This window comes from Aquaticitalea lipolytica, from assembly GCF_014641635.1.
GTDB lineage: Bacteria > Bacteroidota > Bacteroidia > Flavobacteriales > Flavobacteriaceae > Aquaticitalea > Aquaticitalea lipolytica.
In genome coordinates, this window is record NZ_BMIC01000013.1 from 1 (window position 1) to 21,336 (window position 21,336).

At 30.5% G+C, this 21,336-nt stretch carries 21 protein-coding genes and 1 other RNA gene; 9 read left to right on the top strand and 13 right to left on the bottom strand.

What is annotated here, in order from left to right; all coding sequences use genetic code 11:
- Window positions 1-669 (top strand): hypothetical protein (locus tag IEW41_RS14100; protein WP_229660231.1); only part of this gene is annotated, 669 nt, incomplete at its 5' end.
- Window positions 670-759: 90 nt separating this feature from the next.
- Here IEW41_RS14100 and IEW41_RS14105 read toward each other — a convergent pair.
- The 8 genes from IEW41_RS14105 to IEW41_RS14140 form a co-directional block, all read right to left on the bottom strand.
- On the bottom strand, window positions 760-1,788 hold the full coding sequence (locus IEW41_RS14105; protein WP_188607026.1) for a hypothetical protein: 1,029 nt from the start codon (window positions 1,786-1,788) through the stop codon (window positions 760-762).
- Between the two features lie 229 nt (window positions 1,789-2,017).
- Window positions 2,018-2,566, bottom strand: coding sequence for a 1-acyl-sn-glycerol-3-phosphate acyltransferase (locus IEW41_RS14110; RefSeq protein ID WP_188607027.1), 549 nt, complete (start codon window positions 2,564-2,566; stop codon window positions 2,018-2,020).
- A gap of 1 nt (window position 2,567) precedes the next feature.
- A complete protein-coding gene (locus IEW41_RS14115; protein WP_188607028.1) occupies window positions 2,568-3,650 on the bottom strand; it encodes an iron-containing alcohol dehydrogenase family protein in 1,083 nt (360 codons plus the stop codon).
- Window positions 3,651-3,697: 47 nt separating this feature from the next.
- Entirely contained in the window at window positions 3,698-4,315 is a 618-nt protein-coding gene (locus IEW41_RS14120; protein WP_188607029.1) for a CatA-like O-acetyltransferase, read from the bottom strand.
- Window positions 4,315-5,019 (bottom strand): HAD family hydrolase, encoded by a 705-nt coding sequence (locus IEW41_RS14125; protein WP_188607030.1) that lies wholly within the window; start codon window positions 5,017-5,019, stop codon window positions 4,315-4,317. The genes IEW41_RS14120 and IEW41_RS14125 overlap by 1 nt, the downstream gene beginning before the upstream one ends.
- A complete protein-coding gene (gene kdsB / locus IEW41_RS14130; RefSeq protein ID WP_188607031.1) occupies window positions 5,010-5,738 on the bottom strand; it encodes a 3-deoxy-manno-octulosonate cytidylyltransferase in 729 nt (242 codons plus the stop codon). The genes IEW41_RS14125 and kdsB overlap by 10 nt, the downstream gene beginning before the upstream one ends.
- 77 nt (window positions 5,739-5,815) lie before the next feature.
- Window positions 5,816-6,379 carry a DUF4126 domain-containing protein gene (locus IEW41_RS14135; RefSeq protein ID WP_188607032.1) on the bottom strand — a complete coding sequence of 188 codons (564 nt, stop codon included), beginning with the start codon at window positions 6,377-6,379 and terminating at the stop codon, window positions 5,816-5,818.
- A gap of 11 nt (window positions 6,380-6,390) precedes the next feature.
- Window positions 6,391-7,815 carry an ATP-dependent DNA helicase gene (locus IEW41_RS14140; protein ID WP_188607033.1) on the bottom strand — a complete coding sequence of 475 codons (1,425 nt, stop codon included), beginning with the start codon at window positions 7,813-7,815 and terminating at the stop codon, window positions 6,391-6,393.
- Between the two features lie 210 nt (window positions 7,816-8,025).
- On the opposite strand from IEW41_RS14140, the gene IEW41_RS14145 reads away from it, so the two are divergent.
- The 3 genes from IEW41_RS14145 to rsmD are packed head-to-tail and all read left to right on the top strand — an operon-like array spanning window position 8,026 to window position 10,113.
- Window positions 8,026-8,751: a hypothetical protein gene (locus IEW41_RS14145; protein ID WP_188607034.1), complete on the top strand. Its 726-nt coding sequence runs from the start codon at window positions 8,026-8,028 to the stop codon at window positions 8,749-8,751.
- A 1-nt stretch (window position 8,752) separates the two neighbouring features.
- Window positions 8,753-9,559 carry a DUF3822 family protein gene (locus IEW41_RS14150; protein WP_229660232.1) on the top strand — a complete coding sequence of 269 codons (807 nt, stop codon included), beginning with the start codon at window positions 8,753-8,755 and terminating at the stop codon, window positions 9,557-9,559.
- Complete coding sequence (rsmD, locus tag IEW41_RS14155; RefSeq protein ID WP_188607036.1) at window positions 9,559-10,113, top strand: 16S rRNA (guanine(966)-N(2))-methyltransferase RsmD; 555 nt, start codon at window positions 9,559-9,561, stop codon at window positions 10,111-10,113. Before IEW41_RS14150 ends, rsmD begins: the two co-directional genes overlap by 1 nt.
- A 37-nt stretch (window positions 10,114-10,150) precedes the next feature.
- Here the strand turns inward: rsmD and rnpB are convergent.
- Window positions 10,151-10,482, bottom strand: an RNA gene (gene rnpB, locus IEW41_RS14160) — RNase P RNA component class A.
- Between the two features lie 102 nt (window positions 10,483-10,584).
- On the opposite strand from rnpB, the gene dnaX reads away from it, so the two are divergent.
- Genes dnaX through IEW41_RS14175 form a run of 3 tightly spaced genes read left to right on the top strand, consistent with a single transcriptional unit; the run spans window position 10,585 to window position 13,443 of the window.
- A complete protein-coding gene (gene dnaX, locus IEW41_RS14165) occupies window positions 10,585-12,303 on the top strand; it encodes a DNA polymerase III subunit gamma/tau (protein ID WP_188607037.1) in 1,719 nt (572 codons plus the stop codon).
- Between the two features lie 3 nt (window positions 12,304-12,306).
- Window positions 12,307-12,858: a hypothetical protein gene (locus IEW41_RS14170; RefSeq protein ID WP_188607038.1), complete on the top strand. Its 552-nt coding sequence runs from the start codon at window positions 12,307-12,309 to the stop codon at window positions 12,856-12,858.
- A gap of 3 nt (window positions 12,859-12,861) precedes the next feature.
- Window positions 12,862-13,443: a MiaE family protein gene (locus tag IEW41_RS14175; RefSeq protein ID WP_188607039.1), complete on the top strand. Its 582-nt coding sequence runs from the start codon at window positions 12,862-12,864 to the stop codon at window positions 13,441-13,443.
- Window positions 13,444-13,496: 53 nt separating this feature from the next.
- On the opposite strand, the gene IEW41_RS14180 is transcribed toward IEW41_RS14175, so the two are convergent.
- The 4 genes from IEW41_RS14180 to IEW41_RS14195 all read right to left on the bottom strand — a co-directional run bounded on the left by IEW41_RS14180 (window position 13,497) and on the right by IEW41_RS14195 (window position 17,695).
- On the bottom strand, window positions 13,497-14,027 hold the full coding sequence (locus IEW41_RS14180; protein ID WP_188607040.1) for a porin family protein: 531 nt from the start codon (window positions 14,025-14,027) through the stop codon (window positions 13,497-13,499).
- Window positions 14,028-14,120: 93 nt separating this feature from the next.
- Entirely contained in the window at window positions 14,121-15,029 is a 909-nt protein-coding gene (locus tag IEW41_RS14185) for a Ppx/GppA phosphatase family protein (RefSeq protein ID WP_188607041.1), read from the bottom strand.
- 1 nt (window position 15,030) lies between these two features.
- A complete protein-coding gene (ppk1, locus tag IEW41_RS14190; RefSeq protein ID WP_188607042.1) occupies window positions 15,031-17,085 on the bottom strand; it encodes a polyphosphate kinase 1 in 2,055 nt (684 codons plus the stop codon).
- A gap of 121 nt (window positions 17,086-17,206) precedes the next feature.
- A complete protein-coding gene (locus IEW41_RS14195) occupies window positions 17,207-17,695 on the bottom strand; it encodes a SixA phosphatase family protein (protein WP_188607043.1) in 489 nt (162 codons plus the stop codon).
- A gap of 339 nt (window positions 17,696-18,034) precedes the next feature.
- Between IEW41_RS14195 and IEW41_RS14200 the strand changes: the two genes are divergently transcribed.
- Window positions 18,035-18,481: a hypothetical protein gene (locus IEW41_RS14200; RefSeq protein ID WP_188607044.1), complete on the top strand. Its 447-nt coding sequence runs from the start codon at window positions 18,035-18,037 to the stop codon at window positions 18,479-18,481.
- Window positions 18,482-18,518: 37 nt separating this feature from the next.
- Window positions 18,519-21,336 (top strand): HYR-like domain-containing protein (locus IEW41_RS14205; RefSeq protein ID WP_444541726.1); only part of this gene is annotated, 2,818 nt, incomplete at its 3' end.

Here is a 21,336-nt window from a genome sequence, read left to right on the forward strand (position 1 = left end):
AGTTTAAATTCATTTTTCTTTAATGACCCATTAAGTAGTAAAACAACACACATAAAATACATGTTGTTTTTTGGTGTTTTTATAGGTGTTTTATCTCATATCTATTTTTTATTGTTTGGCACACCTAAACAAGAAGGAGTAATAGAACAATATAGCACAATGTTCTATCCATTATCTATTATTCTATTATTCTTTATCCTTGCAATATCGAAAAGTATTAATCTTTCAATAAAATCTAAAAAATTATTTAAGTATTTTATTTATTTACTTCTCATAGGTATTATAATAATTTATGGTGAAGAAATAAGCTGGGGACAACGTATTTTTAATTGGAACTCTTCAGGTGTTTTTGAAAATTATAATTTACAGAATGAAACTAATGCTCATAATTTTTTAAATCCATTATATAGATTTATTTATCCAATAGTAGGCATGGGCTCATTTCTAATTATGTTTTTTATGTGGTTTTTTCCAAGTAAAGAAAAAAACGATTTAGTAGAATTAATCAGTCCACATAGAAGCATGTTTTTTTTAGCATTTATCATGGCCTGTTCTACGTATAAAGGGCATAGTGAAATTTACGAAGAGTTAATTGGTGTATTTATTTTTTTATATTGCATTAGACTATTTTATTGTGTCAAATTTCCTGCTAAAAAAACCAATGAATAACTAAAATAATAAAAGGCTATCAAATAACATGATAGCCTTTTTTTCTCTTTCATAGCAATTAATCAATAAAGTGATTTTTAGAAAGATATATTATTGTTTTGATAAATAAACTGATGATGCTGCACCTAGTGCAGTATTTATAATAGGTGAAATATTTCCACCTGCACCAATGCTATTAAAGGCTAAAATGCGTCCTCCTCCATTACCAGCCTCAGCAATAAATACTGTAGAGGTTTCAGAATCGTATGCTACATCAACAGGGTTGCCTAATAAAGTACTAGCGCCAGAAACTCGCGTTTGTTGTGATAATGCCAATGTTCCGTTATTAGTAGTGCCATTAAACTTAGAAATGAAATTTGTAATGATTTGAAAACCTCCATCATCTTGAGTGTTCATAGCGCTACCTATATCTGTCATTACCATTGTATCTGACATTGCATCATATGTTAAACCATGTGTTCTTACAATACCTTCGACTACCACGCGTTTTGAGGCTGATAACGTTGTATTTGTTGTGTTAGACAAAAAATTAGTGAATACTGCTAGCTCATTATCGGCATCTACTACAGCATACAAATCATTATTAATAAATGTAATTCCCCATAGTTTAAAATCTGTTGTTATAACATTTCTTAATGAAAAATTATTTCCGTTACGTATATAAACAAACAAACGACCATCTAAAGTTGAAGGATATCCATCAACATCTTGATTATCTGCAACTACATAAAAGGTTCCATCAACAGCAACTTCTCTAGGACTACTCATGTCTGTTGTTCCAATAAGATCAGCATTAATTGCAGCACCAGAAATTGCATTAGAAATATTTGTAAATCCTTCTAACCCTAAACCTGAACGAGATGCTTGTATTACAGCATCTAATGCACCTTCATAATAAACACCATCAGCCGCAGTTGAAGTTGTAATTAATGTTGTGGCAGATATATTAGATAAATCTGTAACATCATAATAAGTAATGTTACCATTTGAATTGTTTGAGGCATACAATATTGTTGAACTTTCTATTTGATTGCCTGAATTATCATCATCACTACACGAAGCTATTAATAACGTTATAGTTAATAGACTTAAAATTTTAATTGAATTTAATACTTTCATAATTTTTAAAATTTGTTGTTAATATATATACGTACGAGAATATTAAAGTGATGGTTTTAAAATTTATGTATAATTTTCATTTTTTATATAGATATAAAAAAAGCTACTCAAAATTGAGTAGCTTTTTGCTTTTGTAGTCTGTTAATGTTTCTCTTTAGGGACAAGAATTGTTTACTGTATGTTTCATTAACAAACTACATTATTTTTATTTTCAAAACTTATGCCAAACCTATGAGTATTCAGGTATTTTGCCTTTTACACCTTCGTAAAAACTACGCATAAATTTAAAATCGGCTTCAATATTATCAGTTGTATAAAATGGTTCGGAAATTCTGTTTTGCTTATTTTCAAAATCTAATGTAAACATAATAATAGGTACATTAGCTGCTTTAGCTATATAGTAAAAACCTGTTCGCCATTCATCAACTTTTTTGCGTGTTCCTTCTGGCGCTAAAGTAATCCTAAATTCGTCTTTATCTTTAAAAAGCTTTGCAATAGCATCAACTTTATTTTCATTAGTTTTTCTGTCGATTGGAGCTCCTCCTATTGCTCTTAAATACCAACCAAAAGGGCCAACAAACAATTCTTTTTTACCAATAAAATTTGTTTTTATTCCAAGTACTTTACGAAGTAAAACACCAATATAGAAGTCGTGCCAACTTGTATGAGGTACAGCAATAATTACAGCCTTTTTTACAGTATCTTTTGAAAAGTTTGTGTTACCTACAACCTTCCAACCTAACAACTTATAATATATAAATTTTGCTAACCAACGCATATTACATTTTTTGGTATAATGCTTTTAATTTTTCTCTGGTAATAACTTGATTCCAATGTTTGCCTATAGCATTTTCCCAAAGTGGAACTAAACCAAGAGCTACATCTATCATAATATCAAATTGATAATCTTCTAAATTTGCACAAATACCTTGCGGAAGACTTATATTATGGCTTTTTTTCATTTGTTTAAAAAGCTTAACACCTTCAGGATAAAACTCTTCTAAATGGTCAAAAACAATACAATTACCTATACCATGCTTTGTTCCTAATAAATAAGACAATCCATAACTCATTGCATGTGCAACACCAACTTGAGAATAAGCAATACTCATTCCTCCATGCCATGAAGCCATCATTAGTTTATCTTGTGATTCTTCTTCAGATAGATTGTTGTCTAAAAATATTTCTTTACACAAATCATATGCTTTTTCCCCATATGTCTGACTAAAAGCATTTAAAAATGTCCCGTTTAAAGATTCTATACAATGAATATAGCAATCCATTCCTGTATAAAACCATTGGTCTTTAGGAACGTCTTTGGTAAGTTCTGGATCTAAAATCACCTGATCAAATGGTGTGTAATCTGAATTAATTCCTAATTTTTTTTCTGGTCCTGTAAGCACAGTAGTTCTAGACACTTCTGCTCCTGTACCAGAAATTGTTGGAATACCTACATGATATATAGCTGGTGTTTTAACTAAATCCCAACCTTGATAATCTTTAGCTTCACCTTCATTTGTTAGCATTATAGATACTGCTTTAGCTAAATCTAAAATAGTGCCACCTCCTATTCCAATAATTCCTGATGGTCTATCTTTATGTGATAAAATAATTTGCTCTACTAATTCATCTACCTGAGAGGTTTTTGGCTCTTCATTTGCTGAGATAAATATAATTGTATCGTCATATGCTGTAGGAATTCGTGAGGTTAACCATGAATTACCTTGAAACACATCGTCTACTAAAAATATAAATGGTGCTTTAGTGTTTAATCGTTTAGGCTCAATAATATCGCTCAACTGATTTAAACTTCCTCGTCCAAAAACAATTCTGGACACCATTGGGTAATTTTTATAACTCATTTAAAAAATGTTCTTTAACAAAAATAGAAACTTAGTTGCTTCAATTTTTATTTATTTAAATAATATTGAAATTTTTCAGCAAATAAACTCACATGGTAACCGTCAACTAACGCATGGTTAACATTAATAGCTACATTCATTTCATTTTTATCGTTATTAAATACTATTTTACTAAATGCCAGTTTAGGCACAGAATCAATTTCACCAGAAACTGGTTCTTTATGTCCTGAAAAACTAAGCCAAGGCAAAGCTGAACAATGTATACAATCTAATCCGTTTACTGGTGGAAATAAATCTGTAGTACTATTTATTCGTTGTTTTTCATTTTCAAGATTATTCAAAAACACATCTAAATTTTCATCAAAATTTATAAATGAAAATCCAAAGGTATTATCTTGTCTCATAATAGTTGCTGATGCATTTATTACTTCGTGTTTTTCTACAACACTATTATTTATGCGTAATTTTAATTCATCAATATCATTTATTGCTTTCATACAATCATGAAGATATCTACCAAAAAAACTAATCTTTTTTTCTTTTGAAAAATGGTATGCTTTTGTAACGTCAACTGTTATTGTAACTCCAAAGTAAGGGTCTTTTAACTTACTAAAATGATTGTAGTGCTGCTTCCTGTTCCAGTTTTCAATATCAAAAATCTCCATTAACGCATTACCTTTTTTAATTCTAACAAACTACTTAATGTTTTATACGCCTTGCCATTTGTTTCTGATTCCTTTACTTGCTCATGCATCCATGTAGTATGAAATGGTACGTGAATAGCATGTGCTTTTATATTTATTAATGGTAAAATATCTGATTTTAATGAATTTCCTATCATTAAGAATTCTGATGGTTTAATATCTAAATGATTTAATAATTTTGAATAATTCTCTTCTTGTTTGTCGCTCAATACTTCTATATGATGAAAATAGTTTGTTAATCCAGATTTTTCAAGCTTTCTTTCTTGGTCTAGCAAATCACCTTTTGTAACAAGAATAAGTTTATAGTCTTTTGAGAATTCTTTTAAAACATCTTCAACACCTTCTAATAACTCAACAGGTTTGTTAAGCATGTCTTTACCAATATTTAAAATGGCATTCATTGTAGTATTAGATACATTGTTATTAGATATTTCTAAAGCCATTTCAACCATTGATAATACAAATCCTTTTACACCATAACCATAAAGAGGTAAATTTTTCATTTCCATTTTAAACAGCTCTTGATCAATTTTATTAGCTGTTTCGTAAGGTGCTAAAAGCTTTGCAAATTCCAACTCTGCATCACGAAAATAGGTTTCGTTAACCCAAAGTGTATCATCTGCATCAAAGCCAATAACTTTAATATTTTTATAGCTTATTTCCATAATCGTTTTGCGCGTTCTAGGTCTTCAGGAGTATCAATTTCAACACCTTCAATAGTTGTCTCAACCATTTTTATTTTCTTTCCGTATTCTAAATAACGGATACATTCAATTTTTTCAGTTGCTTCTAAAAACTGCATTGGTAATTTATAAAAGTCTAACAAAGCTTGTTTTCTAAAGGCATAAATTCCTTTATGTTTAAAATAACGCGCTCCAGCTTCTTTATCTCTAGGAAAAGGAATTGGACTTCTAGAAAAGTATAATGCAAAATTGTTTTGGTCGACAATTACTTTAACAGTATTTGGGTTACTAATTTCATCCCAATCATGTATCTCAACCATTAAAGATGCTAAATCGATTTCTTTGTTATAATCGTCTTTAAAAACTTCCAACACTTTAGATAAACTTTCTCTTTCGGTAAATGGCTCATCTCCTTGTACATTTACAACAATATCAACATCTAAATCTGCCACAGCTTCTGCAATTCTATCACTTCCTGATTGGTGTTCAAGTTTGCTCATTATGGCTTTGCCTCCATTAGAAACTATTTCGTTAAAAATTATATCGCTATCAGTAACCACATAAACATCATCGAACAGGTTTGTAGCAACAGTAGCTTCATAAGTACGTAAAATAACCGTTTTACCAGCTAAATTTTGCATAAGTTTTGCGGGAAATCGAGATGCACTATAACGTGCAGGAATCATAGAAATGATTTTCATTTAGTATTTTTTATTGTTTTTTTGAGTCTAAATGACCGAATAAAATGTTAATCAAAAATAAAACTTTTTATAGGAAATTAAGACTTTGATGGTTTAATCTTTTTATAAAGTTTAAATATTATAAACAAGATAAGAATAACTAATACAAAAGCTATTACTGGTAAGAAAATTGAAAAAATTGACATAACTAAAGATGTGCCTGTTTCAACAGTAGATACAACAGGGTTACCAAAACCAGCTGTTGTGGTTGTCGATGCCAATCGTGTTGCGCCTGCAGAGCTTTTTATTGCAGCAGCAGTACCACCTCCTGCTATAATTGCTAAAGACCAAGTAATTATTGGGCTTAAATCTGCTACTGTTGACACCATTACTGCTGTACCTGCAATTGTTGCTAATGGTATAGCAATAGTGTCTAATAAATTATCTAAATAAGGAATATAATATGCTGAAATTTCAACTAAAGTAGCAACGCCAAGCGTTATCACTGCTGTTAAGCTTCCAATCCATTGCCACGATTCGTTAAGCTCCCAAAAATTAAAGTATGAAGCTAAACTTAATGCAAAAAGAGGTACAAAAACTCTAAAACCAACTGAAGCGGCAAGACCAATACCTAGAAAAATGCTAATAATTGTTTCAGTCATTTTAATAAAATTTATTCTACAAAAAAATCATCTTTAAAACCTATTAAATATAATTTATTTTTTGCTCTTGTAACAGCTGTGTATAACCAACGTAAATACTCTTTATCTATCCCGTTTGGTAGATAAGGCTGCTCAACAAAAATAGTATCCCATTGTCCACCTTGTGATTTATGACACGTTATTGCATAAGAAAACTTTACTTGTAAGGCATTAAAATGTTTGTTGTTCTTTATTTTTAAAAACTTACGATAATTTGATGATTCGTCTTCAAAATCTTTTTGAACTTCTTGATAAAGTTTATTTGAATCATCATAAGATAATGAAGGAGATTCAGCTTCTATAGTATCGAGAAGCAAAACTGTTTCAAAAGGTCGCATTTTTGGATAATCAACCATTTGCACTTTTACTTCAGCAAAACGAAAACCATACAGATTTTGAATACTATGAATTTCTAAAACCTGAATAATATCTCCATTGGCTATAAAGCCTGCTTCTGTTGTTGGCTTTACCCAAAAATAATTATTCTTTACAACCATTAAAAAGTCTCCAACTGTAAGCTCGTTTTCATTATTAAGAATACGCTCTCTTATTTGTTTGTTATAAAGGTTTGCTCGCTTATTACTCCTAACAATTATTGCAGTTTCTTCATATCCATTAGAATCATAAGCATCATTAATGGCATCCATAATTTCATGTCCATCAATAAGCCTAACAATATCAGTAAACCCTTTAACATTAAACTTAAAAGCATCAAAAAACTCACCTTCCATTATTTCACGCAAGTTTGTTGCGTTAATTAAAATTCCAGAGTCTTGTTCTTGTCTTACTACTTCATCAAGCTCCATCATTTTAACTTCTTTATTATAATGCAAATTGAGTTGATTAGCATCTAAAGCAGGACTTAATTCAGATTTTACAGGTGGCAACTGTGCTTTATCACCAATAAGTAAAAGTTTGCATTTATGACCAGAGTATACATATTGCATTAAGTCATCTAAAAGAGAACCATTTTCAAATAGTTTGGAGTCGGCTGGAGTATCAGGAATCATTGATGCCTCATCTACTATAAAGATGGTATTTCTGTGCTTATTTGGCTGCATAACAAACTTAACTCCTCCTCCTTTATCTTTTTTGGGGAAGTATATTTTTTTGTGAATTGTAAACGCTTCTTTACCTGAATAATTAGAAATTACCTTAGCTGCTCTACCTGTAGGAGCCATTAGCACTGCGCTTTTTTTAGCTTCCCATAAATTAGAAACTAGAGTACCAATAATACTGGTTTTTCCTGTTCCAGCAAATCCTTTTAAAAGATATAGAGTATTTGGTGTGTTATCAAAAACGAATTCTGAGAGTTGGTCTAAAACTATGTTTTGTTTGGTTGTAGGTTCAAAAGGGAATTGTTTTTTTAAAAGTTTATAAAATTCAGACGAATTCATTGATATATTTTTCAGTATTCACAAAGTGGAAAGATAATACATATTTACTAGTGTTTTATTGGTTTTGTGTATATTTTTTTAAGAAGCTTTTTTACACATAAAATATGTTTGAAACTAAAATTATTTTATTTTTACATGTATTGGTTTTCGTGAATAAAAAAAAATTGTAGATTTGCGTTATACCTTTATTAAAAAATAAATAGACTAACTATGTTAAATGTAATCATTGCTATTGTAATTGTTATACTCCTTACGATTGGGCTTGTTTGGGTAATTGACAAATTTGTGCCTAAAAAATTAAAGCCTGTTTTAAATATTGCGCTTTGGCTATTAATTATCTTTTTAGGTTATAAAACCTATATGTCAGTTTATGGCGAGATTCAGTTCAATCAATTAAAAGAAAAACGTTACGCTTTAGTAATTGAAAAATTAAAAGACATCAGAGATGCTGAATTAGCTCACAGAACTGTTACAGGACAATTTACTGATAGCTTTGATGGATTAATAAAATTTGTTGAGAATGGCAAATTTACAATTACTCAAAGAAGAACTGAAACAGTAAAAGATGAAGCATTGTCTAGAAGTTTTGGTGTAGATATGTTTAAAGAGATTGTTGTAATTGATACTTTAGGGTTTGTTTCTGTAAAAGACTCATTATTTAAAAACTCTGATCGCTACAAAACAATGATGGACGTACCTGTTGGTGAACCAGGAACTAAATTTACATTAAAAGCTGGTAAACTAGATGATATTCCTGTTTTTGAAGCTAGTGTTGAAAAAGCAAAATTACTATTTGATCAAGATAAAAACTTAGTTGACAAAGAAAACCAAGTAATATCTGTTGATGGTGTTAATGGTCCTACACTTAAAGTAGGTTCAATGGATGAAGTAAACACAAATGGAAACTGGCCAAAAAACTATTCAAAAGAACAATAGTTTGACACAACATAATACAAAAGCATTGTCCATTCAAATTAGTTTGAGTGGACTTTCTTTTTGCATTCTAAACTCAACTACTCAAACTATTGAATTTTTAGAACACAAAAGGTTTAATAAAAAATTAAATCCATTAGAAACACTTGAGCAGCTTCAATTAGTTTTAGATAATAATTCAGTGTTTACACAGTCATTTGCTAGTGTTTTAGCTATTTATCAAAATGAGCTTTCGAGTTTAGTCCCAAAAGAGCTTTTTGATGAGAAAAACTCAGCAGACTACCTTAAATTTAATGCGAAGATTTTAAAATCAGATTTTATTTCTCATGATGACATAGATATTTGTAAAAGTGTAAATGTTTATGTGCCATTAGTCAATGTGAATAATTATTTATTTGATCAGTTTGGTGTTTTTGATTACAAACATACATCTACAATTTTAATAGATTCAGTTTTAAAAAAAGAGAGAAGCTCTGAAGATACTAAGCTATATATAAATGTAAGTGAGTTTAGTTTTGAATTGATTGCAGTTAAAAACGGAGAGTTACTACTATATAACTCTTTTGAATATTCAACTAAAGAAGATTTCATTTACTATATTTTGTTCACATTAGAACAATTACAATTAAACCCTGAAATAGTTAAAGTAAAACTATCAGGAATGATTAAAAAAGATGATGAACTTTATGCAATTTTATATAAGTACATCAGATATGTAGAGTTTGTAACGACAGACAATAATTTTAACTTTGATATAAATCAAAAACCAGTAACAAAACATAACGATTTTGTTATCTTAAATAGCTTTTAATGCGAATTATTTCAGGTCAATATAAAGGCAGACGTATAACGCCTCCAAAAAAACTACCAGTACGTCCAACAACAGACATAGCAAAAGAAGCTTTGTTTAATATACTTAATAATCAATTTTATTTTGATGAAGTATCCGTTTTAGACTTGTTTTCAGGAACAGGTAGTATTAGTTATGAATTTGCATCAAGAGGTACAGAAAATATTACTGCTGTAGATGAAGATTTTGGCTGTATAAAATTTATAAATAAAACAGCTGAAGAATTTGAAATGCAAATACGTACCATAAAAAGTGATGTGTTTAAATTTTTAGAAACTGCTAATTTGCAATCTACTATTATTTTTGCAGATCCACCTTATGCCTTTTCTGTAGATCAATTCTCAAAAATACCAGAACTTGTCTTTAAAAATAAATTATTAGAAGACGATGGTATTTTAATTGTAGAACATGCAAAACAAACCGACTTATCACATTTAGAGTACTATAGTTATTCAAAAAACTACGGAGGAAGTGTTTTTAGCTTCTTTGAAATTGGTGTAGATGCTGATGAATAAATAAACAAAGCCCTTTGAAAAAATCAAAGAGCTTGTTTAAGCAAGTAAATCTATAAGCCGAATTCTGTACTTTTCTTTTTAGAAAAGAATTCTAAAAAGAAAAAGCCCTTATCATTTATCTGAATGTACTGTTACCAGCACATTTTAGCTGTCTACCCTCCAACAATCGAGCGTGCAGCCCTCAAACGTTGGTATACATGACATTGCACCACATAGAGTTTACCTGGTTTCACTACAGCATTACCTGTACATACTTTCTGTTGCACTTTTCCTAGCCTCACGACTGGTGGCCATTAACCACTATGTTGCACTATGGTGTTCGGACTTTCCTCCCAAATATTAAACTTGAGCGATAAGGCGAATTACTTGGTGGCAAAAGTACATAAATTGTTAATAACTACTCTTAAATATAGCGCTCATAATTCTTAATTTTGACTTGAATTTTTAACTTTGTCTTTCTAATACTTTTCAATGGAACATTTTGTAGTATCGGCTCGCAAATACAGACCACAAACGTTTAAAGACGTTGTTGGTCAGCAAGCTATTACAAATACTTTATTGAATGCCATTGAACATAATCATTTAGCACAAGCATTACTTTTTACTGGTCCACGTGGTGTTGGTAAAACTACTTGTGCTCGTATATTAGCCAAAATGATTAATAGTGATGGAAATGAAAAAGAGGATGAAGATTTTGCTTTTAATATTTTTGAGTTAGATGCAGCCTCAAACAACTCAGTAGATGATATTAGAAATTTAACTGACCAAGTTAGAATTCCACCTCAAGTTGGTAAATACAAAGTTTATATCATTGATGAGGTGCACATGCTCTCACAAGCTGCTTTTAATGCATTTTTAAAAACTTTAGAAGAGCCACCAAAACATTGTATTTTTATTTTAGCAACGACTGAAAAGCATAAAATTATTCCGACTATTTTATCACGTTGTCAGATTTTCGATTTTAAGCGTATTACAGTTAAAGATGCTAAAGAGTATTTAAAATATATCGCTAAAGAGCAAAGTGTAGATGCCGAAGATGATGCTTTACACATTATTGCTCAAAAAGCTGATGGAGCTATGCGTGATGCACTTTCTATTTTTGATAGAGTGGTTAGTTTTTCAGGCAAAAACTTAACAAGACAAGCTGTTACCGAAAACTTAAATGTTCTTGATTACGAAACTTATTTTACCAGTACTGATCTTATTTTAGAAAATAAAATACCAGAGTTGCTCGTTCAGTTTAACGACACATTATCTAAAGGATTTGATGGTCATCATTATATTGCTGGTTTAGCTTCACACTTTAGAGATTTAATGGTTTGCCAAAATGAGCAAACAATAGAACTGTTAGAAGTTGGTGATGAAACTAAAACCAAATACCAAGAACAGGCAAAAAAGGCCTCCTATAACTTTTTACTTAAAGGTATTGAGCTGGCTAATGACTGTGATTTAAAATACAAAAGCAGTAAAAACCAACGCTTACTAGTTGAACTTACTTTAATGCAGCTTGCCTCTATCACTTTTGATGGAGAAAAAAAAAATAGCAAACATTACATAATTCCTGCATCTTATTTTAGAGCAAAAGGCATTAAACCAATTGCAGTATCAATTCCTAAAAAAGATAAAACAGATACTAAACCTATTGGTGAGCAGGTTACAGAAACAAAAGTACCTTCAGATGCCACTTTGGTGCATGAGCCGACTCCAGTTATCGATTTAAAGAACGATACGCATAGAACCTCTGGATTATCATTAAAAAGCATTAAAGCCAAAAAAGAGCATCAAATACGACAAATGGAAGTCGTTATAGATCCAAACGACCTTCCTAAAGAAGAATTTACCGAAGCTCAATTTATGAAGGCTTGGAGAGCCTATATAAAGTCGCTTAATGTTAATGGAGAAAAGATTATGGCATCTATTTTGGAAATGGACACACCTAAACTTCAAGGCACCTCAATAGGTTTAGAATTTCCTAATGAGACATTGAAAATAGAATTGGAACGTGCACAATTTCCTTTAATGGAATATTTACGTAAAACACTTAAAAACTTCGATATAAGTCTTAATATTATTGTAAATGAAGAGGCTGCTAAACAATATGTTTTTACTCCAATTGAAAAATATCAAAAACTAAAAGAAAAAAATCCTAATATTGAGTTATTAAAAAAAACCTTTGGATTAGATATTTAAGCTATGATACGTATTTATATTATTCTATTAATTATTTCTGTTGGGTTTGTTAGTTGTGATGGACGACAAAACAAGCGTGAGTCTTTACAAAAATCAATAACAGAATTTAACACAAAATACACCCAAAGCCAATCTATTACATTTTTTCCTAAAGAATATACTGAAATAGTTACAGATTCAATTGTATCTAACAGAGTAAAAGTATCTATAAAAAATTATTCGTCTATGGATGAAACTATCATTTTAGCTTCTTCTGAAAAAAATACTAACTATCATCGTGTATTTGAATCGGAAATTGTTATTTCTTTTTCATCCAAAGCTGTATTTAGTACTTATATTTCTGCAAAAGAATTTAAGTTAAATAACATTAATGATAGGTTTTGGAATAATGCAACATTAGAGCATGTCTGGGTAAACCAAGAATTATCTACTGAACAAACTATTCAATTAGACATGTCGTTTATTAATCCTAAAGATAAATCATTTAAGCTATATCGTATGTCTATTGATGAAAAAGGCCAAAAGCTTATAAGTTTAATTGAACAACAAGGTTAAATTATGCTCGGACTAAAACTTCCTACAGATCCTCGTTGGGTAAATATTGTTGAAAAGAATATTGAAGATATTCTTACAGACCATGCTTATTGTGAGCAAAAGGCTGCAAGTACAGCTATTTCGCTAATTGTAAGTTTCCCTGAATATACCGATTTAGTTCAGGAAATGATTGCTTTAGTGAAAGAGGAAATTAGTCATTTTAAAATGGTACATGATAGAATACTCGATAATGGATGGACATTAGGTCGCGATAGAAAAGATGATTATGTAATACAATTAGTAACCTTTTTCCCTAAGGGTGGAAGTAGAACAACACAGTTAGTGCATAGGCTACTTTATGCAGCACTTATTGAAGCAAGAAGTTGTGAGCGTTTTAGACTGCTATCTGAAGAATTACAAGATAAAGAACTTGCAGAGTTTTACAGAAAATTAATGGTTAGTGAAGCGAACCATTATACTATGTTTTTGGGCTTTGCAAGGCAGTATGGCAACAGAAAGGAAGTTGACAAAAAATGGCAGCAACTACTTGATTTTGAAGCTGAAATAATGAAAAATTTAAGCAAAAAAGAAACTATTCATGGTTAAAAAAAAGCCTCAACTGTTAAGATGAGGCTTTTTTTTATATACTAATTTGTTTGTTATATTTTTATTCCAAACCCAAACTGGATATTAGAATTTTTAGCTTCAACTGTAGTTAAATCTTTATCTAAAATATTTGTTATTCCGTAAGAATAACGAGCATCAATAAATAATTCGTCAGTAATCATATACTCTAAACCACCAATTCCAGAAAAAGCGAAAGTAGAAAACCCATCATTATTTTTCCAAGTTTTAAGACTTGCCATTGGCCCAGCTCCAAAAGTAAGTTTATCTGTTAATGCAAATCTGAACATAATTGGCATTTGTATGTAATCTGCTTTTAATTCATCTGCTTTACCACCTTCAGCAGAATATTGCAATTCTACTAAAATTGAAAACGAATCAGATACTCCATAATCTACAAAACCACCAAAAGCAAAACCGTTTCTATGGTCGTTAGTAAAAGTTGGATCTGGCGTAAAATCTAAATTTGAAACGTTAAGTCCTCCTCTAACTCCATATCTGTTTTCTTGTGAAAAAGTTAATGTAGAGATGCTTACGAATAATAATAGTGTAAAAAATGATTTCATTTGTTTATAATTTGAGGTTGTAAATATAAAATGAATAATGTTAACTAAAAACAAAAAACAGATAACAGACTAAAAAAGAAGTCGAAAGACCAATTAAGTTAAGCTAACACTCGAAACTGTTTCGTAGTACACACTTTTAATGATTCCATCAGACAATCCAATTTTTGGTACATAAATATCTCTTGCACCACTCCATTTCATAGCTGAAAGATAAATACGAGTAGCTGGAATAATAACATCTGCTCTATCTTGGTTAAGGTCTAAAACTGTAATACGCTCCTCGTAAGAATACGATTGTAGCATTTGATAAAATGACGTTAAATAAAAGTATGTTAAAGGTTTACCTATTTGCTTACCAGAGATTTTAAATATTTTATTGATGTTTCCTCCAGAACCAATAAGGTCTATTTTTTCATATTCACTAGTACTAGCCTTAATCCAGTTTTCAAGCTCAAACCAAGCTTCTTTATTTACAATATCATTAAGTAATCGTACTGTTCCTATTTTAAAAGATTTTGATGTAACCGTTTTGCCTTCATGTATTACTGTAAACTCTGTACTTCCTCCACCTACATCTACATAAAGGTATGTTTTACTATCATCTATATAACTTTGTAAGTCTGTAGCTGCAATAATTGCCGCTTCTTCTTCGCCACCAATTATATCTATTTTTATTTTTGAATGTTTTGCAATGGCTTTTGTTACTTCTACTCCATTATCTGCCTCACGCATTGCCGAAGTTGCACATGCCTTATATGCTACTACTTTATGAGCACTCATAAGTAATCTAAAAGCATTCATTGTATCTAACATACGTTGTTCGTTTTCTTTAGATATTTGGTTGCTTATAAATACATCAGCTCCTAAACGGATTGGCACTCGCACTAACGAACTCTTTTTAAACAAAGGTGGCTTCCCTTTTTGCTCAATAATATTTGAAATTAATAATCGTACAGCATTAGAACCAATATCAATAGCTGCATATTTTTTAATATTTAACATTCTACTTTTCTAATTTTTTTAAATAATAATTATACGTAGCAAACTGAGTTCTTGTTTTAGGCAATTTGTTGCGAACATATGGATTGTCTTGAGTGCTATTTATAATTCTAGCTTTTACATTATCATTCCAGCAAATTTCGAAAATATCTAAAAGTTCTTGTTTTATGTCTTCATCATAAATAGGACAAGTTACTTCTACTCTATTTTCTATATTACGTGTCATCCAATCTGCAGATGAAATATACACTTTTGGTTTATCATCATTACAAAATATGAGTAAACGTGTGTGCTCTAAAAATTTATCAATAATACTTATTACTTCAATATTTTCACTCATATCTTTTATACCAGGAACTAAGCAACAAATACCTCTAATAATCATTTGTATTTTTACTCCTGCTCTACTTGCCTCATAAAGCTTATCTATCATCATATAACTAGAAATACTATTTAGTTTTATTTTGATATATGCAGGCTTACCAAGTTTAGCGTTATCTATTTCATTATCAATAAGTTTAAATATTTTAGACTTAGTATAATGAGGTGATGTTATTATATGCTTATAGGTAAATATTTTGTAGTTATACTGAAAGAAATCGAACACAATATTTATATCTTTCAATATCTTTTGATTAGCTGTAAAAAGTGTGAAATCGGTATAAATTTTTGCAGTAGACTCATTAAAGTTACCTGTACTTATAAAACCATAACGCTTTATTTTTTTCTCTTCTTCACGTTCAATAATACACATTTTACCATGTACTTTTAGTCCTTTAACTCCAAAGAGCAAATGAACACCTTCAGATTCCATTTGTTCAGCATAATCTATATTAGCCTGTTCATCGAACCTTGCTTGAAGCTCAATTGATACTGTAACTTTTTTACCATTTTTTGCAGCATTAATTAATGAACTAGCAACATGCGAAATTTCTGCTAATCTGTAAATAGTAATCTGTATCGTTTTTACTTTAGGATCTAACGCTGCTTCCCTTAAAAACTTAACTACATATGAGAAGGTTTGATAAGGTGTATATAAAAGATAATCTTTATTAGCAATTGTCTTAAAAATGCTACTTTCTAAACTCATTCCTTTAATAGGTAATGGTTTAATTTTATCATATAATAAATCTGTTCTACCTAAACTAGGAAAACTCATATAGTCTCTTCGGTTATGATAGCGACCTCCTGGTATAACACTATCATTTGAGTCTATTTCCATTTTAGTCATTAAAAATTTTAGTGTTTCTCTATCAATAGTTTTGTCATAAACAAACCTAACAGGGTCACCAATTTGACGATGTTTTACACTATCAGAAATTTTTTCTATAAAACTTTTACTTAAATCGCTTTCAAAATCTAACTCACCATCTCGAGTTATTTTTATCATATGAGCTGATATAGTTTCATAATCGAAAATGTTAAAGATATCGTTTAAACAATAACGAAGTAAATCATCTAATATAATTATATAGTCTTTACCTTCCTTTTTAGGAAGCACAACAAAACGTTCAATAGTTTTAGGAATCTCAATAAGCGCAAACTGCTTTTGCTTATTAGAAAAAACCATCTTTACTGCTAAATATGCTGCACTATCTTTAAGGGTTGGAAGTTTTACCTGATCGTTTAAGATGATGGTAACTAAAGCTGGACTTACATTCTGAATATAATAGTTTTTTATGAATACATGTTGTTCATTGTCAATCTCATGTTCATTAATAAAATAAATATCTTTCTTCTCTAACCGCTTTTGAATTTTATCAAGAATTTTTAGACTTTCCCTTTGCTGTTTAATAACTATTTGTGTGATAATTTCTAGTAAATCACTGGCTTTAATTCCTCCAAGTTCACTTCTTCCTGTTTTCCCAGCTTCATCAATTCGTTTTATTGTTGCATAACGCACTTTAAAAAACTCATCTAAATTATTTGAAAAAATCCCTAAAAAACGTAATCTTTCAATAAGTGGTACAGATTCATCTTCAGCTTCTTGTAAAACACGAGCATTAAATTGCAACCAACTAACTTCTCTGTTTATATAACTGTATTTGTCTTTTGTCATTAACTCTTAAATAATTATCAATATGGCAAATATATTCTATTTACAAACAAAAATACTGAACTTAATGTTATTATAAATTTATATGAAATGCATAACCAAATATGCATATTTATACATAAAACTAATCTTTTAAATCTCTTGGAAAAATTGTCATTTTTGTGATGCCTTTTTTTACATCTGCCCAATAATCTACTTCAAACTCAATCATAACTAAACCACAAGTAGGAACATTATCTATGTAAGTACTACCACAACTATTAGCAATAGCTGTAAATGCATGGTTGTGTCCAAAAATCATTACTTTGTTGTATTGGTCACTTAAATTATTGATGAATTTTGCTACCTGATGGCCACCAAAATCATATAATTTTTCGTCAACAGATAACAACTTTTTTGATACATTAAGATTATCAATAAATATATTACAGGTAGTTAATGCTCTATTTGCAGGACTAGAGAATATGGCATCTGGTGCAAAAGAATATTCTATAAATTTTTTTGACAGTAAATTCGCATCATTCTCACCTCTAGTACTTAAGGGCCTGTCTATGTCGCTTACATCGTATTCCCATGACGATTTTGCATGCCTAATTAGTGTTATTGTTTTCATTAATTTTCGATTAAATGCAAAAAATATCGATAAAGTGTTGCATAACTCCGTTTTAACGATTATTTTCGTGCTTTGACATTTTTATTTGTTAAACCTATTAGTAATCAGTTGATTTGCTATAATAAATTTAATGTAAATGACCCCAAATCAAAAACATATTAATCAATTCATTGTCAACGCATTGTTTATCAATGCACTTCCCTCAAGTTATTTAAGAAAAATAGTTAATCAGTTAATGATGTATTCATCATTCAACTGCAAATCATTTATTCTTAACTAAAGATCATTTAAAAAAAATCGCATAGCGAAACTTATAGTATTATTTAATTAATCAAAGTTATGAAAACAATTGTTACAATAATAATAGTTTGCCTTAGTACCCTAAGTACGTTTGGGCAACAATCATTAAGCCTAAAAATTATTAATGGTAGTGACAAGCCTAATAGTGAAACAGAGCATATTTATTTACTTGAAGTAACAAATAATAGTAAATCTGCTGTTAATTTTAATATTTCGGCAGACGATAAATCTTGTAGTGATACAAATTTGTCACAAATAGAAATGAAACAAGAGGTACTTAACTCTCAGAAATCAAAAAATATTGAATTAACTTCAATACAACCTGGTAGATCGTTTGAGTTTTATATTAAAATTTCTAGACCTGCTAACGCAAAATTAAGTACTTGGAATTGTACAGAAGTTAAAGCAGTTTCTGACAAAGGACATATAATTAGTAATTCAATAATTATACAATCATTAATCCCTGACCCAAATAACTTTAATTAGTTAAAGCTAATTAATCCATAAACAAAATATTGGACTTATGAAAAATGCTATTACTCATAATAAAATAAAAAATATACTCTACTTACTTGTGCTATTTAGCAGTCTTTTTGCAAATGCTCAAGTATTAGATCCTTTTACGCCTCGTTTTAATGGGACTATAAGAGGTGATGTAACTATGATTGCTAATAATATGCTATCTAGGACTGCAACTACAAACTATAACGGTGAAAGTAGTAATCATGACTTTTCTGATAATGTTTATGTTGACATAGATAATGACCCTACTACTTTTAATTCAAGTAGCGCGAATCTTACTAACCCTCAACCTTCGTTAGATTGTATTTCTATTTATAGAGCATATTTATACTGGGCTGCTGCTGACAGAGAACCAACATCAGATCCAAATTCAGAAAATCAACCAAATTGGAATTATAACGATATAAAGTTAATGATTCCAGGGCAAACTACTTATACTACATTTAGAGCTGATGATGTTATATACAGAGGTAGAAATACACATTTAAATAATGACCCATATATCTGTTTTAAAGATATAACTAATCAAGTTAAATCTTTAGCTAATCCTTATGGGAAATACCAAGTTGCAAACGTAGAAGCAAAAACAGGTAGTTTAACCTCACATGGTGGCGGAAATACTGGTACTTCTGGTGGTTGGCAAATAGTTTTTGTTTACGAAAGTCCAAAAATGTCTCCAAGAAATATTACACTTTTTGATGGTTATGCACACGTAACTAGTTCTGTAAATAATTTTGATATAAACTTTAGTGGTTTTCAAACTGTTCCTTTAGGAAGTGTAAAAGCAAACATGATAATTGGTGCTTTAGAAGGTGATAGAAGTTTAAGTGGAGATATGTTACAAATTAGAAATGTTTTTAACAATTATACAAGTATCTCAGCGCCACAAAGGAGTTCCAGCAACTTTTTTAATAGTCGTATAACTGTAGGTGACAACAATTTTGTTGATAGAAACCCAGCAAGTACAAATACGCTTGGTTATGATGCTGCAGTATTTCCTTTAAGTAATACATTAAATACTCTTATTGGAAATAATCAAACTTCTGCAACCTTAAGGTTAACTTCAAATCAAGAAACTTATGGTCTTTTCTTATTAGGTTTATCTGTTGAAGTTTGGATTCCTGAAATTGATCCGATTAATGTTATGATGGGTTCTGGCTCTTCTCCTGTTGATCCTGGAGATACTTTAGGTTTTAATTTTGATGTTATTAATAAAGGTAATGATAATGCCATAGATGTATCAATATCTACAATAATGCCGCCTCAAGTAGCTGATGTTATTGTTGGAAATTTACCATTAGGTGTTTCATATACATATAATAATACAACTGGAGAGTTAGTATTTAATTTTACTAATGGTTTAGTAGATATTGATGTACCTCCTATTAATGTCAGTTTTGATATTGTAATTGAAGATGAATGTTATTTTTTAGAAGAGAATTGTGATTTATCATTTGATTTACAATTTGTTGCAAATTATAGAGGTTTCATAAATCAAAGTTCACAAACTACACTAAGCTCATCTGGTATTAAAGAATGTAATATTGGTAATTTATTACCTTTTACAGTAGATATTAATCAACCAGTAGTTAATTGGGCAACTCCAGCTGGTGGTTTAGATAGAACAGTTGAATGCGGCGACGCATCTGGATTAAATTCTGCTCAATCTTTAGAACCAGAAACAGATAAATGTGATTTTACTTTAAACAAAACTTCAGGAAGTTTTGTTCAAAATTCTAATTGTCCAAATAAAGGTACTTATACAAATACTTGGTCATTTACTGATGCTTGTGGTGTAACTATTGCTCAATATTCACAAACTATTACTGTCGTAGACACTACTGCACCTACACTTATTGTTCCAAATGATGTTACGATTGAATGTGATCAAAGTTATGACCCAGCCTTTACAGGTAATGCTACTGGAAGTGATGCTTGTGGTAATGTTGATATTAAATATGTTGATTCTTTAACAGATGAGTGTGGTTTTACACATATAATTACTAGAACTTGGACTGCTACTGATGAGTGTGGTAATACTACTTCTGATACTCAAACTATTTCTGTAGTAGATACTACTGCGCCTACACTTACTGTTCCTGCTGATGCTACTGTGGAATGTACACAAAGTACTGACCCTTCTGCTACTGGTACTGCTACTGGAAGTGATACTTGTGGTGATGTCACTATTACCTTTGCGGATTCATCTGTTGATACTTGTGGTAATACTCAAACAATTACCAGAACATGGACTGCTACTGATGATTGCGGAAATGAAACTTCTGCAATACAAACCATTACTGTCTTAGATACTACTGCACCTACACTTACTGTTCCTGCTGATGCTACTGTGGAATGTACACAAAGTACTGACCCTTCTGCTACTGGTATGGCTACTGGAAGTGATACTTGTGGTGATGTTACTATTACCTTTGCGGATTCATCTGTTGATGCTTGTGGTAATACTCAAACAATTACCAGAACATGGACTGCTACTGATGAGTGTGGTAATACTACTTCTGACACACAAACCATTACTGTAGTAGACACTACTGCACCTACACTTATTGTTCCAAATGATGTTACGATTGAATGTGATCAAAGTTATGACCCAGCCTTTACAGGTAATGCTACTGGAAGTGATACTTGTGGTAATGTTGATATTAAATATGTTGATTCTTTAACAGATGAGTGTGGTTTTACACATATAATTACTAGAACTTGGACTGCTACTGATGAGTGTGGTAATACTACTTCTGATACTCAAACTATTTCTGTAGTAGATACTACTGCGCCTACACTTACTGTTCCTGCTGATG